At 66.3% G+C, this 13,809-nt stretch carries 13 protein-coding genes; 6 read left to right on the top strand and 7 right to left on the bottom strand.

The window, feature by feature from the left end; translation table 11 throughout:
• Positions 1-100 precede the first annotated feature (100 nt).
• The 3 genes from MTR65_RS15245 (at position 101) to MTR65_RS15235 (ending at position 3,302) form a co-directional block, all read left to right on the top strand.
• Positions 101-1,849: a methanol/ethanol family PQQ-dependent dehydrogenase gene (locus MTR65_RS15245; protein WP_243801674.1), complete on the top strand. Its 1,749-nt coding sequence runs from the start codon at positions 101-103 to the stop codon at positions 1,847-1,849.
• Positions 1,850-1,930: 81 nt separating this feature from the next.
• The gene (locus MTR65_RS15240; protein ID WP_243801672.1) at positions 1,931-2,611 is read left to right on the top strand and encodes a response regulator transcription factor; all 681 of its coding nucleotides are present in this window, start codon (positions 1,931-1,933) and stop codon (positions 2,609-2,611) included.
• Positions 2,612-2,861: 250 nt separating this feature from the next.
• On the top strand, positions 2,862-3,302 hold the full coding sequence (locus tag MTR65_RS15235) for an acyl-CoA thioesterase (protein ID WP_243801670.1): 441 nt from the start codon (positions 2,862-2,864) through the stop codon (positions 3,300-3,302).
• 4 nt (positions 3,303-3,306) lie between these two features.
• Here the strand turns inward: MTR65_RS15235 and MTR65_RS15230 are convergent, their stop codons facing one another.
• From MTR65_RS15230 to MTR65_RS15210, 5 genes are all read right to left on the bottom strand, one after another.
• Positions 3,307-5,580: a hybrid sensor histidine kinase/response regulator gene (locus tag MTR65_RS15230; protein ID WP_243801668.1), complete on the bottom strand. Its 2,274-nt coding sequence runs from the start codon at positions 5,578-5,580 to the stop codon at positions 3,307-3,309.
• A gap of 39 nt (positions 5,581-5,619) precedes the next feature.
• A complete protein-coding gene (locus MTR65_RS15225) occupies positions 5,620-6,771 on the bottom strand; it encodes an FIST N-terminal domain-containing protein (RefSeq protein WP_243801666.1) in 1,152 nt (383 codons plus the stop codon).
• 168 nt (positions 6,772-6,939) lie between these two features.
• Complete coding sequence (locus tag MTR65_RS15220; RefSeq protein WP_243801664.1) at positions 6,940-7,350, bottom strand: DUF779 domain-containing protein; 411 nt, start codon at positions 7,348-7,350, stop codon at positions 6,940-6,942.
• A gap of 311 nt (positions 7,351-7,661) precedes the next feature.
• On the bottom strand, positions 7,662-9,182 hold the full coding sequence (gene adh / locus MTR65_RS15215) for an aldehyde dehydrogenase (RefSeq protein ID WP_226637574.1): 1,521 nt from the start codon (positions 9,180-9,182) through the stop codon (positions 7,662-7,664).
• A 142-nt stretch (positions 9,183-9,324) separates the two neighbouring features.
• Entirely contained in the window at positions 9,325-10,110 is a 786-nt protein-coding gene (locus MTR65_RS15210) for an aspartate/glutamate racemase family protein (RefSeq protein WP_243801661.1), read from the bottom strand.
• 164 nt (positions 10,111-10,274) lie between these two features.
• Here MTR65_RS15210 and MTR65_RS15205 point away from each other — a divergent pair, with 164 nt between their 5' ends.
• The 3 genes from MTR65_RS15205 to MTR65_RS15195 are packed head-to-tail and all read left to right on the top strand — an operon-like array spanning position 10,275 to position 12,144.
• Positions 10,275-11,741, top strand: a complete 1,467-nt coding sequence (locus MTR65_RS15205) for a helicase HerA domain-containing protein (RefSeq protein ID WP_243801659.1) — start codon at positions 10,275-10,277, stop codon at positions 11,739-11,741.
• 14 nt (positions 11,742-11,755) lie between these two features.
• Positions 11,756-11,941, top strand: a complete 186-nt coding sequence (locus MTR65_RS15200) for a DUF4169 family protein (RefSeq protein WP_243801657.1) — start codon at positions 11,756-11,758, stop codon at positions 11,939-11,941.
• Entirely contained in the window at positions 11,941-12,144 is a 204-nt protein-coding gene (locus MTR65_RS15195; protein ID WP_243801654.1) for a hypothetical protein, read from the top strand. The genes MTR65_RS15200 and MTR65_RS15195 overlap by 1 nt, the downstream gene beginning before the upstream one ends.
• 224 nt (positions 12,145-12,368) lie before the next feature.
• Here the strand turns inward: MTR65_RS15195 and MTR65_RS15190 are convergent, their stop codons facing one another.
• Together MTR65_RS15190 and MTR65_RS15185 are read right to left on the bottom strand one after the other, a co-directional pair.
• On the bottom strand, positions 12,369-12,857 hold the full coding sequence (locus tag MTR65_RS15190; RefSeq protein ID WP_052322158.1) for a hypothetical protein: 489 nt from the start codon (positions 12,855-12,857) through the stop codon (positions 12,369-12,371).
• A 194-nt stretch (positions 12,858-13,051) separates the two neighbouring features.
• The gene (locus MTR65_RS15185) at positions 13,052-13,699 is read right to left on the bottom strand and encodes an NAD(P)H-binding protein (protein WP_226637587.1); all 648 of its coding nucleotides are present in this window, start codon (positions 13,697-13,699) and stop codon (positions 13,052-13,054) included.
• Positions 13,700-13,809: the final 110 nt, after the last annotated feature.

Here is a 13,809-nt window from a genome sequence, read left to right as displayed (position 1 = left end):
CCCTGCGAGGTCTAGGCTGACCGCCGACGACCGGAGATCATGGGGGCACATCCCGAGCAACGAATCCCCGGCGAGGTCACCCCAATAACGGAGGGATAGGATGAAGCGGCGTTTTTCACATTTTCTGGCCGGCCTTGCGGCCGCCACCGCACTGGTCGCAGCCCCGGCGCTGGCCGACCACCATGGGCCCACCAGCTCCGACCTGATGAACGACGCGGCCAGCGCGGGCGACGTTCTGAGCTACGGCATGGGCCCCTGGCAGCAGCGCTTCTCCGGCCTCGACGCGCTCAATTCGGACAACGTCAGCAAGCTCGTCCCCGTCTTCGCCGCCTCACTCGGCGGGGAGAAGCAGCGCGGGCAGGAAGCCCAGCCGCTGGTCTATGACGGCACGATCTACGTCACCGGCTCCTATTCGCGCCTCTTCGCCTTCGACGCGCGCACCGGCGAAAAGAAGTGGGAATACACCGCGCGCCTCCCCGACGGCATCATGCCCTGCTGCGACGTCGTCAACCGCGGCGCCGCGATCCACGGCGAGAAGATCATCTTTGCCACGCTCGACGCGCGCCTGATCGCGCTCAACCGCGAGACCGGCAAGGTCATCTGGAACAAGAAGACCGCCGACTATCAGGAAGGATACTCGGCCACCGCCGCCCCGCTGATCGTCAAGGACATGGTCATCACCGGCAACTCGGGCGGTGAATTCGGCGTGGTCGGCGCGGTCCAGGCCCGCAACGTCGACACTGGCGAGCTGGTCTGGGAGCGCCCCGTAATCGAGGGCCACATGGGCACCTTGAACGGTGCGCCCAACGGCATGACCGGCAAGCTCAACGCGACCTGGGAAGGCGATCTGTGGAAGACCGGCGGCGGCGCCACCTGGCTGGGCGGCACCTATGATCCGGGCACCAACCTCCTCTACTTCGGCACCGGCAACCCGGCCCCCTGGAACAGCCACCTGCGCCCGGGCGACAACCTCTACACCTCCTCGACGCTCGCCATCGATGCCGACACCGGCGTCATCAAGTGGCACTACCAGACCACTCCGCACGACGGCTGGGACTTCGACGGCGTGAACGAGTTCATTCCGTTCGACGCAACGATGAACGGCAAGCCGATGAAGCTGGGCGCCAAGGCCGACCGCAACGGCTATTTCTACGTACTCGACCGGACCAACGGCAAGCTGCTGGGCGCGCACAAATTCGTCATGCAGACGACCTGGGCCGACGGCATCAACCTCAAGACCGGCCGCCCCAACTACATCGGCGAGGGCCGCCCCGGCGCCCCCAATGGCGCGGAGAAAGGCAAGGTCGTGTTCTCTTCGCCCTCGTTCCTGGGCGGCAAGAACTGGATGCCGATGGCCTATTCGCAGGACACCGGCCTGTTCTACATCCCCAGCAACGACTGGGGCATGGACATCTGGAACGAGCCCATCGCCTACAAGAAGGGCGCGGCTTACCTCGGCGCAGGCTTCACCATCAAGCCGATCGCCGACGACCACATCGGGGCCCTGCGCGCGATGGACCCCAAGACCGGCAAGATCGTGTGGGAATACAAGAACGCAGCCCCGCTCTGGGGCGGCGTCCTCACCACCAAGGGCAACCTCGTCTTCACCGGCACACCCGAGGGGTATCTCAAGGCCTTCGACGCCAAGACCGGCACCGAACTGTGGAAGTTCCAGACCGGCTCGGGCGTGGTCGGCTCGCCCGTCACCTGGGAGCAGGATGGCGAACAGTATGTCGCGGTGATGTCGGGCTGGGGCGGCGCGGTGCCGCTGTGGGGCGGCGAAGTCGCCAAGACCTTCAAGGACATCAGCCAGGGCGGCATGCTCTGGGTGTTCAAGCTGCCCAAGTAAGACGCAACAGAACGGTAACCGGAGCGCTGGCACAAGGGATCATCCCGAGGCTGGCGCTCCCTCCCTCCCCGGGATAGGAACATGAACGCACTGGCAGGAATGGAACGCGCAATGGGCGAACTGACGAGCCCCGACAAGGTCCTGATCGTCGACGACCATTCGCTCGTGCGCGATGGCCTGCGCTCGATCTTCGACGACGCCTTTCCCACCTGCGAAATTCTGGAGGCCGACAGCCTGCAGAGCGCGCTCGAGGCGCTGGACACAGCCGACGATGTCGACCTTGTCCTCCTCGATCTCAACATTCCCGATGTCTCGCATCTCTCCGGCCTCGAGGCGCTGCGCGACCGTTTTCCGGCCACCCCCGTGGTCATGGTCTCGGGCGTCACCGACCGCAACGTGGTGCGCGACGCACTCGCCGCAGGGGCCGCCGGGTTCGTGCCCAAGTCGCTCAAGCGCACGGCCATCGTCGAGGCGCTGCAACTCGTCCTCTCGGGCGAGATCTACATGCCCGAACTCGAATGCGACGAGACCCAGGCCGCCGAGGAAGACATGATCCGCGCCCGGATCGAAACGCTCACCCCCCAGCAACGCGTGGTCCTGGGCCACCTTGTCGCCGGCCGTCTCAACAAGCAGATCGCCTTCGAACTCGACGTCTCGATGACGACGGTGAAGGCGCACGTTTCCGCAATCCTGCAGAAGATGAACGTCTTTTCGCGCACGCAGGCCGTGATCATGGCCGGAAAGATCGGCTTTCGCGGGTAGTAAGAAGAAGATTGATTCAAGGGGCCATTGCCCCTTGACCCCAAACTGGGCGACCTCACCTTTCTCAGCCAAGGCAGCGCGCGGAGCGTGAGCTAGACAGTTTGGGGAGCCCGAGGGCGATGGCCCTCGGAAAATTCCTTCTGATCCTCTTTTTAAGTACCCGCTTCGCGGGAAAGCCGCAGCCTTCCGCAGGGCGACAAGCGGCCTTGCGTCTCTTTGCGTTGGACAGATTGGCTGGTAGCCCCCTCGCATGAGCCGTGAACCCTTGCGCGAACGCGCCTATTACCGCGCCTTTGTCCCCGTCGCCACGCGCTGGCGCGACAACGACATCTATGGCCACGCCAACAACGTGGTCTACTATTCGTGGTTCGACACGGTGGTGAACACCTGGTTGATCGAGGCGGGCCTGCTCGACCTCGAAAGCGAGGCGCCGACAGGGCCCATCGGCCTCGTCGTGGAGACGGGGTGCCGCTACGCCGTCTCGGTGCAATTTCCGCAGAAGCTGGAGGTGGGCCTTCGCGTGGCGCGGCTCGGTTCCTCCAGCGTCACCTATCACCTCGGCCTCTTCGTCGCAGGCGAGGACGCGCCTGCCGCCGAGGCGCACTACACCCACGTCTATGTCGACCGGGACAGCCGCCGCCCGACCCCGCTGCCCGAAGACTGGCGCACCGCCTTCGCCGCGCTGAGCTGAGCGATCAGAGCACGTCGAGCTGGCGCAGCAGTGCGCGCAGGCGTGCTGGCTTTACCGGCTTGTTGAGCACGGGCAGCCCTTGCGCTGCGGCCAGTTCGGCCACTTCGTCGCCCCGGTCGGCGGTGATCAGGATGGCCGGAATTTCGCGCTCGGTCTGGCCGCGCAGGATCGCCACCGCCTCATCGCCCGTGCGCCCCTCGTCGAGGTGAAAGTCGACGATCATCAGGACCGGCCCCTGCTCCAGCGCGGCGACAGCCGCCGGATCGCTCGGATCCGGGACCGCCACGACATCAAGCCCCCAGTTCTCCAGCAGGGCCTCCATGCCGCGCAGGATCGCCGGGTCATTGTCGACAACAAGCACCAGCCCGCCTTCTTCCGCGCGCGAGCCTTGCGCGCTGGCGGGCAATTCGGGCGCACGCGCTTCGGGCGCGCAGCGCGGCGCGCGGATCGTGAAGCAGGCCCCTTGCCCAGGCGCGGTTTCCAGTTCGATGGCGTGCCCCAGCACCGCCGTCACGCGGCGCACGATGGCCAGCCCCAACCCCTTGCCCGGGATCTTCTGCGTCTTGCCGACCCGGCGGAATTCCTCGAAGATCTGCGCGCAGTCCTCTTCGGCGATGCCCGGCCCGGTATCGCGCACGCGCACGCTGACCTCATCCTTGGTGTGCGTCACCTCCACGCAGACGCGCCCTTCCTCGGTGTAGCGGATCGCGTTGGAGACGAAGTTCTGCAGCACCCGGCGCAAGAGGCGCGGGTCGGAACGCACCCACAGGTCGGTCTCGGGGATGGCGAAGTCGAGCCCCCCGGCCTGGGCGAGCGGGGCGAACTCGATGCGCAGCGCCGTCAGGATCGGGTCGAGCGCGAGCGGCTGGATCTCGGGCTGGACGGCCCCGGCATCAAGGCGCGAGATCTCGAACAGGGCTTCCAACAACTCTTCCACCGAATCGAGCGCGGTCGAGGCCTGCTGGACAAGGCTCGCCGCGCGTTCGGGCATGGCCATACCGTCCATCGCCGAGACGAACAGGCGCGCCGCGTTCAGCGGCTGGAGCAGGTCGTGGCTGGCCGAGGCGATGAAGCTCGTCTTGGAGCGGTTGGCGGTCTCGGCCTCGTTCTTGGCATCGACCAGCTGGCGGTTGACCTCGACCAGTTCGGCGGTGCGCTCCTCCACCCTCCGTTCCAGCGTCTCGGCGGTCTCGGTCAGCGAGCGCTGGAAGCGGACATGGTCGGTGACATCATCGAAGGTGAAGACCATGCCCCCGTTCTTGAGTGGCACCGAGCGGATCACCACATGGCGCTCGCCCATCATGCACATCGTTTCGAGCTGGCCGAGCGAGCGCGCCTCGCCCTCTTCGCGCCAGTCGAGCGCCTCGGCCCGGTCGAGCCCCTGGCGTTCGAGGCACCAGCTGCGCAGCATTTCGTGGTTCTCGATCTCGGGCGCCCCTTCGCCGGCTTCGCCTTCGAGGCCCAGCATCGCGAGGACGCCCTCGTTCCAGGCCTGAAGATGCCCGGTCGCATCGAACAGGCATACGCCTTCGGACAATGTGTCGAGCGTGGCCTGCAGCGCGAGGTTGCGTTCAGCCAGTTCGCGCGCGCGCTGGCGCGCGTCCTCGGCCTTTACCGAGGTGATGTCGGTGTAGATCCCGACGGTCCCGCCCTGGCTGGTGCGCAGCTCGTTGATCTGGATCCAGCGTCCGTCCGAGAGTGCCTGGACATGGGCTCCCTGCGCGCGGCGATGCTGCGCAACACGGTCCTTCAGCCAGCGCTCGGGCGCCACGCGCGAGGCCACTGTCGCGCCTGAGCGCGCGAGCCGCGAGGCCAGTTCGGAAAATTCCGGCGCGCGGTCGGAGATCGCCTCGAAATAGGGGAAGATCTTCAGGAAGGCCCGATTGCACAGGATCATCCGGTCTTCATCGTCGAACAGGGCAAAGCCATCTGAAAGCGATTCGATGGCATCGCGCAGGAGGACACGCGCGGCCGTCGCGTCGGCATGGGCCTGCGCAAGTTCAGCGTTGACCGTGTTCAATCGCTCCAACGCGATCTCGAGCGCACCGGTGCGGTCGCGCACCATCGCTTCGAGCGAGATCGCCGTCTCGAACATCGAGAAGGCCCCGCCCTGCAGGTCGGTCGAGCGCTCCACCCGGTCGATCAGCGCGGCGTTGATCTTTTCCAGCTGCTTCACGCGCGTGCGCAGCCGTTCGAGCTCGGCGTCCCGGTCTTCGGTCGGCTCCTCCGGGGCCTTCGCCCCTGTCGCCGGTGTCTCCCCCGCCTTTTCGCGCAGCATGGCCGGTCTCTCTCCCGCTCCTGTGTCTCCCGTCCCGGGTCAGCGCCCTATCGCCAGACCACTGAAGGTCTGGTTCATGTGCGCTGCGAGGAATTGCTCACCATAGGTGTTGAAGCCGATGATCTTGTTGTCGACGTAGAGCCGGGAGAGTTCGCGCACGATCTGCCGGTCCTCGGCGTCCAGACGATTGAGCACGCAGTCGAAGCCGATGACGTGATCGATCGTGCCGATGCGCTGGGACACCTTTCCGATCAGTTCGTTCATCCAGGCGATGCGCTCGATCGGCTCGCCGATGGTGAGGACGACGCCGGTGTCGATGGCGCAGTAGAAGGTGAGCGAGCCGTCCGGGTTGGCCGACTGGATCGAGCGCACGTGGTACTGCCCGCCGGTGCGCACCATCGGCGGGTGCGCGGCGAAGAAGTGCGCGTCCAGCGTCTCCGGCGCCTGCCCGGTGAGGCGCACATATTCCTCGGCGGCGGGCGCGGCGTTGATCTCGTAGACAGTGCGGGTCTGGGGATCGGCCTCGGTGATGACCATACGCGCGGGGCCCGGCCGATAGGGGCTTTCGCAAAAGACGTGCATCGGCCGGCGGCTGGTAAGCACCGCGATCACGGCGCAGTCGCCATGGAAGCGACCTTCGTGAAGGACCCCGGTCTGGCTGAAGGAGAGGCCATCCCCGCTCGAACCGCCGATCAGCTGGATATCGCCCAGAGCGTGCTGCGCGGTCATCGTCAGCAGTTCCTCGCGGTGCGAGAGGCCATCGACGAAGAACAGCGCGACCTGATGCACGTCCTGGACCGCAGCATGATCGAGCCGTGCCCCAGCGACAAGCTGGCGGATCGCGCCCTGCGCTTCCTGCGGGTCGAAATGGTCGAGCGCGTCGAAGCGCAGCGAGACCATCGAGAAACTCTCTGCCGGAAAGCCGACGAGCACCACCGTCTCGGTGTCGTAGCCCCGGTCGGTAAGCTCGCCCGCGCTGGTGCAGCCAATCAGCGGCACGCCGGGCAGCCCTTCGCGCAAGGCCTTGGCAAGTTCATCGCGCGGGAAACGGTTGGAGCAGAACAGGAGCGCGCCCGCCAGCTCCATCGTGCCGACAGCGGCGGCAAGGTCAGCCACGACGCTGGCGACATCGGCCGCGCGCGAAGAACAGGTCAGAAGGGGCGTATCGCCATGCTCCAGCTGGATCTGCATGCCTTGACTATCTCTCCCATCAGGCCTCCTCGTTCGGTGGGAGGCCCTTGCAACCCTGCGCGGCCTGGAAAGAACCGTGCAATCGTTTTGCAGAGCTTAGTCTTACGCCGGGAAAGCCCGCAGGCCAAGGGATTTGCGACATGGCGCAGACGCCCGCATGGCGATGCGTCAGGGCACCGCCGCATCGCCGCGCGGCGGCTCACCTGCCGCCTCCAGCGCAGCGTTCTCCGCATCGGTAAAAACACGGCTGCGGATCACGAAGCGCACCCCCTCGGGCGCCTCCAGACTCATGCCCGAACCACGCCCGGGCACGACATCGATGGTCACCTGCGTGTGGCGCCAGTACTCGAACTGCGCCGCCCCGATCCAGACCGGGGTATCGCCCACCAGCGTGCCGAGACGCACGTCCTGGCCGCCCACGCGAAACTCACCCGCGACAAAGCACATCGGCGCCGAACCGTCGCAGCATCCGCCCGACTGGTGGAACATGAGAGGGCCATGCTGCGCGCGCAGCCGCAGGATCCAGTCCTCAGCCTCAGGGGTTGCGCAAATGCGCGGGGGAGGTGTCGTGTCGCTCATCGCTGCGCTCCCTGAATATCAAAGAAGACGATTTCCGAGGGCCATCGCCCTCGGGCTCCCAAAAATGTCGACTTCACCTTACGCACGCACTGGCAGTGGAGAGGGGTGAGGTTGCCCGGTTTGGGGGTCAAGGGGCGATGGCCCCTTGAAAAATCCCTATTCTTCTTCGCCTCTAAAAAAAGACGGTGGATGACCCGAGGGCCACCCACCGACCCGAGAGACCCGGCGCCACTGGACTGGTGGAGTGAGAGATGGGCGCCGGGAGCGGAGCTCTGCAGGGCTCCTTGGGGGGCTTGCCCAGAACGTTCGGATCAGAAGAAGCCGAGCGCCTTGGGGCTGTAGCTGACAAGCAGGTTCTTGGTCTGCTGGTAGTGGTCCAGCATCATCTTGTGGTTTTCCCGCCCGATGCCCGACTGCTTGAAGCCGCCGAAGGCCGCGTGGGCGGGGTACATGTGGTAGCAGTTGGTCCACACGCGCCCGGCCTGGATGCCGCGGCCAAAGCGGTAGGCGCGCGTACCGTCGCGGGTCCAGACACCGGCACCGAGGCCATAGAGCGTGTCGTTGGCGATGCTCAGCGCCTCTTCCTCGGTCGAGAACTTGGTCACCGACAGCACCGGCCCGAAGATCTCCTCCTGGAAGATGCGCATCTTGTTGTGGCCTTCGAGCACGGTGGGCTGCACGTAGTAGCCTTGCGCCATGTCGCCCTCGTGAAGCGCACGCTCGCCGCCGGTGAGGACCTTGGCGCCCTCATCCTTGCCGATCTGGATGTAGGAGAGGATCTTCTCCATCTGGTCGTTCGAAGCCTGCGCGCCGATCATCGTGGCGGGGTCGAGCGGGCTGCCCAGCTTGATCGCCTCGACGCGCTTGATCGCCTTCTCGATGAAGGCATCGTAGATCGATTCGTGCACCAGCGCGCGGCTCGGGCAGGTGCAGACCTCACCCTGGTTGAGCGCGAACATGGCGAAGCCTTCAAGCGCCTTGTCGAGGAAGTCGTCGTCCTGCGCCATCACATCCTCGAAGAAGATGTTGGGGCTCTTGCCGCCCAGCTCCAGCGTGCAGGGGATGAGGTTCTCGCTCGCGTACTGCATGATGAGGCGGCCAGTGGTCGTCTCCCCGGTAAACGCGATCTTGGCGATGCGCTTGTTGGTGGCGAGCGGCTTGCCCGCCTCGACGCCAAAGCCGTTGACGATGTTGAGGACGCCTGCGGGTAGGATGTCGGCGATCATCTCGGCGAGCACCAGGATCGACATCGGGGTCTGCTCGGCGGGCTTGAGCACCACGCAGTTGCCCGCCGCCAGCGCCGGAGCAAGCTTCCAGGCCGCCATCAGCAGCGGGAAGTTCCACGGAATGATCTGGCCCACAACGCCCAGCGGCTCGTGGAAGTGATACGCGACGGTGTCGTGGTCGATCTCGCCGATGGAGCCTTCCTGCGCGCGTACGCAGGCCGCAAAGTAGCGGAAGTGGTCGATCGCCAGCGGCACGTCGGCGGCGGTCGTCTCGCGGATCGGCTTGCCGTTGTCGATGGTCTCGACCAGTGCGAGCTTGTCGAGGTTCGCTTCCAGCCGGTCGGCGATCTTCAGGAGCGTGTTCGAACGCTCGGTCGAGGAGGCTTTCCCCCAGGCATCCTTCGCCGCGTGCGCGGCATCAAGTGCAAGCTCGATGTCCTCGGCCGTACCGCGCGCCACCTGGCACACCACCTGTCCGGTGACGGGAGAGACATTGTCGAAGTACTGCCCCTTTACAGGCGCGACCCATTTGCCGCCGATGAAATTGTCGAACTTGTCCCGGATAAGCGTTGCGCCCGAGAACTTGCTCATGGCCTGTTCCAGCATCCCCATATCTCCAACTTGACCGCATCGCTCTTGCGCGATTTTTCGAAGGGCACATTGGGACGCGAGGCGCCATGCGCCAATTGTACCATGGGACGATAGACCTTGGTCGGGGATCGGGGGTCGGGGGCAGCTGCCCCGCCCTTCAAAGCCTCTCGGACAGGACGCAGACCGGGCAGGCTTCCTCGGGCAGGTCGGCAAGCGCATCGACCATCGCGCGCACGGCGGGCAGGCGCGCCGTCTGCGCCGGGCACGGTGTCCCTTCGCGCGCCGCGTCCACGGCCCGCCGCGCCGCCTCGGCCAATGGATTGATGACCGGGACCGGGGCCCCCTCGGCCAGCCGTGCCGCGATCGGCGACATGCAGGTGCAGCCCAGGAGGATCGCCTCGGCCCCGTCTGTCACCGCGCGCGCCATGGTGGAGCGGACACGCGCAAGGATATCGCCTGCGCCCTCCCCGATCCGGCCAAGATAGCCACCGGGGCCCGAGAGATCGGCCAGGTCGGCCTCCTCGCCCACGTTGTAGATACCCGTGCAGGCCCCGGCATGGCCGTAGAGCCGCAGCAGGTCGCAGGGGATGAAGTTCATCGAGGCAGGCCAGACCGTCACGATGGCAAAGCGCTCCAGCGTCGCCGCGCGCGCCATGCCCGCCTCGCCCGCGCCGACGACGGGCACGCCGGCACCCGCGCGCAGGGCGGCCAGGCCATAGTCACCCAGCGTATCCAGCACGAGCGCATCGGCGCCTGCTTCCACCGCAGTGAGCCCTGCCTCGAAGTGCCCGATTGCCTGCATGTCGCGCGCCGCCGGATCGGACGGAAACACTCCCACCCGCGAGGGAAAGGCGATCCGCTCGACATCCTCGGGCAGGAGCGCACCCAATTCCGGGCGCACCGCCCCCAGGCTGCGCGGGGTTCCGATCAGAGCGAGGCGCATGGCGTTCCTTTCCGGGTCGGTGGGCCCATGGGGCTTACGCCCCGAACCAATTGATCCATTTTTATGTCAAAACAAATCCTCGCCCGCAAGAAACCGCCGCTCTTCTGGAAAACCGCGCCAGCGCCCCTTGCCTCCCCCCACCCGCATTTGCCAATAGGGCTTCCGTGAGCGCGAATATCGTCATCGGCGACGGGCCACACGGCCAGCCGACAGAGATCGACATCAAGGAACTTCTGGCGACCCGCCTGCTGGTGCAGGGCAATTCCGGGTCCGGAAAGTCGCATCTGCTGCGCCGCCTGCTCGAAGAGAGCGCCAGCCTTGTCCAGCAGATCGTGATCGATCCCGAAGGCGACTTCGTCAGTCTGGCCGAGGAATTCGGCCACGTCGTGATCGACGGCGCGGCCTATGGCGAGGCCGAGATCGTCAAGCTCGGCGCGCGCATCCGCCAGCACCGCGCCTCGGTCGTGCTCGCGCTCGACGAACTGGAAATCGACAGCCAGATGAAGTGCGCGGCGCAGTTCCTGAACGCCCTGTTCGATGCCCCGCGTGACCAGTGGTACCCCGCGCTTGTCGTCGTCGACGAAGCGCAGATGTTCGCTCCTGCCGCCGCAGGCGAAGTCTCCGAGGAGGCGCGCCGCATTTCGTTGGGCGCGATGACCAACCTCATGTGCCGTGGGCGCAAGCGCGGCCTTGCGGGCGTCATCGCCACGCAGCGCCTTGCCAAGCTTGCCAAGAACGTCGCGGCCGAGGCGTCCAACTTCCTGATGGGCCGCACTTTCCTCGACATCGACATGGCCCGCGCGGCGGACCTGCTGGGCATGGAGCGCCGCCAGGCCGAAGAAATCCGGGACCTGGGACGCGGCCAGTTCCTGGGCCTGGGCCCGGCGATCTCGCGCCGCCCGGTCAAGACGCAGATCGGTTCGGTCAAGACCGGCGCCAAGTCGGTGACGCCCGGTCTCATGCCGCTGCCCGAAGCCTCGACGGAGGATATGCGCGAGCTGCTTCACGACAACCTCCACGTCGAACCGGAAAAGCCCGACTTCGTGCGTCCGGTACGCCGCCGCATGGAAATGGAGGAGCTCGACGAGAGCATCGCGTCCGGCCCCGCCGCCGAGGCCCTGCCCCCGCGTGCCGAACGCCCCGAGCCCGAGCCGGAGGAAAATCGCGCCGCCATGCTCGAGATCCTGAACGAGATGGCCAAGGACGAGGACAGCCTGTTCCAGTCCTCGACCACGCTGTTTCAGGACTTCACGATCCGCTGCCGGATGAAGGGCATCTCGGTGCGCAGCCTTGATGCGACAATGTTCCGCCGGGGCTTTGCCGCCGCTGTCGCGGGGATCGAGGACCCCGAGGACGAACGCTGGTTCGACCTTGTGAACCTGGCCAAGCACGTCCCGGACGACGCGCTTGCCCCGTTCTACGTGATCGCCCGCGCGGCCATGGACAACGAGCCGTGCCCCGACGATGACCGGCTCGCCAAGATCTACGGCACCAGTTCGCCGCGCCGCATCCAGCGCCTGCTCGATTACCTCGAAAAGGACGGGCTGATCGTGGTGCGCACCGACTTTGCCGGCAAGCGCTCGGTCGGCGTGCCCGATCTGGGCGTGACAACCGCCGCCGTCGAGGCGTAAAAGCCCCCCCTAACATGGCCGAGATCGTCAACCTTCGCATGGCCCGCAAGGCGAAGGCCCGCGCCGATGCCCGCGCGCAGGCCGAGGAAGCGCGCGCCCGTCATGGCGCCAGCAAGGCCACGCGCGAGAAGACCTCCACCGAAATCGCCCGGCTCGAGCGCACCGTCGAGGGTGCCCGCCGCGAAAAGGACACCGACTGATGCGCACGACCTACCTCGAGGCGACCGTGCGCCTCTACCACCTGAGCGATGCGATGGAGGGCGGCGCGGCCGAAACGCTGTTCTACGGCACTTTGACCGAGGCCATGCAGATCGCCGCGCAGCAGGACGAGGCGACGCAGGAAGGCCTGTTCATCGCGACCGACAACGACGTCGTTGCCTATCTCGACCTGCTGGAAGGTTGAACGATATTTCAAGGGGCCATCGCCCCTTGACCCCAGAATCGGGAACCTCACCATTCTCGACCAACGCCGCGCACGAAAGGTGGGGGTGACAGTTCGGGGAGCCCGAGGGCGATGGCCCTCGGAAACCTTTCTTCTACCTGCCCCACCCCGCAAGTGCCTCGGTGGCCGCGCGCGGTGGGACAGGCAGTTCGCAAGAACCGGAAGTTCCGGTCCCTATCGTGTTCTTAGAAGCGCGCCTGCAGGCCGCCTGCGACATAACCGTCACCCACGTTCACCTTGGCATCGAGCATCGGCATGACCGGCATCGAGGCCGTGCCGTAAGCGCGCACCGAATCGCCCATGTAGCGCGCGCCCACGCCCAGCGTGACCATCGGCAGACTGTAGCTGGCTTCCACGCGGCCATAGGCCTTGAGGCCGGTGCCGTCGCAATGGTCGTCGTTCACCGCGACATCGTCGATGCGGCGGTAGCACACGCCATCGTCCGAGGTGTAGCGCGGGTGGTCCTTGTCGTAGATGAAGGCGCCGACCGAGGGCGTCACCGCGAAGCCGCCGTCGCGCAGGATCGGGTAGCCCACGCCCAGCTCGCCGCCCCACTGGCCCTTCCACTTGGCGACATTCGCCTCGGCGGTGACCTGCGCGGCAGCGGGCGAGGCGGCCAGCAGCGATCCGCCCAAGGCTGCAGCAGCTAGGGCGAGGATGTGGCGGTGCGACATGGTTCGTATCCTTTTCGGGTATGCACAAAGAGGCACACACGGCCTCCCCCGCGTATGCTGGCGGCCCTGTTGCGCATCGTGCCCCGCAGCGACAAGCAGGGCGCACGCAGTCCGTCCCGCCCCCCCGTCACCTCACCGCTATCCCGTATGAAAAACGCGCCGGGCTGTGGGTTTAGACAGGGGCAAAACCCCGGTCAGACCATTGCGTCGAGCGCGTCGCCCACCGGCGTATCGCCATCGGTCAACTCCAGGATCGTGCGCGAGAGCTGCGGGCGTTCGAGGATGCCGGCCAGCACCTGCGCCACGTGGTCGCGCGACACGTTGCCATAGGGAAGCGCGAGGCCCAGCGCGATCCTGCCATCGCCGCCCTCGGAACTGAGCGTGCCCGGGCGCACGATCACCCAGTCGAGATCGCTCTGCGAGAGATGCGCGTCGGTCAGCTTCTTGATGCGCATGTAGTTCTCGAACCCCTCCTTGGGCTCGGCATCGCGCCCCGCCTCAGGGAAAGCCGAGACCAGCAGGAAGCGCGTCGCACCTGCCTTGCGCGCCGCTGCGACCGCCTTGACCAGCCCGTCACCGTCCACCGCCTGGGTAAGCTCGTAGCTCGCCCCGCCCGCACCGGCCGAGAACACGACCGCATCGGCACCTTCCATGCGCTCGGCCAGTTCATCGACGCTGAGCGCGGTGATGTCACCCGCGACCGGCTTGCCGCCCTTGTCGGCGAGGATCTGCGCCTGTTCGCTCTTGCGGTGCATGGCGAGCGGCACATGACCCGCCTCGGCCAGCAGGGGGACAAGACGCGAACCGACCTTGCCGGCGGCACCGATGATGAAGACGTTCATTCTGTTCGTTCCTGTTCTGGTGCGACAGGCAGGCGCAGGCCGCCTGCCTTTTTCCATGTCCTTGCCAACCCATGTCGGAACGCGGTGTTCCGATGACAACCACTTGGGAC

The organism is Novosphingobium mangrovi (genome assembly GCF_022818885.1).
GTDB classification, from domain to species: domain Bacteria; phylum Pseudomonadota; class Alphaproteobacteria; order Sphingomonadales; family Sphingomonadaceae; genus Novosphingobium; species Novosphingobium mangrovi.
Note: the sequence above shows the minus strand (reverse complement) of the source record. Positions and strands in the feature narration are given on the sequence as shown.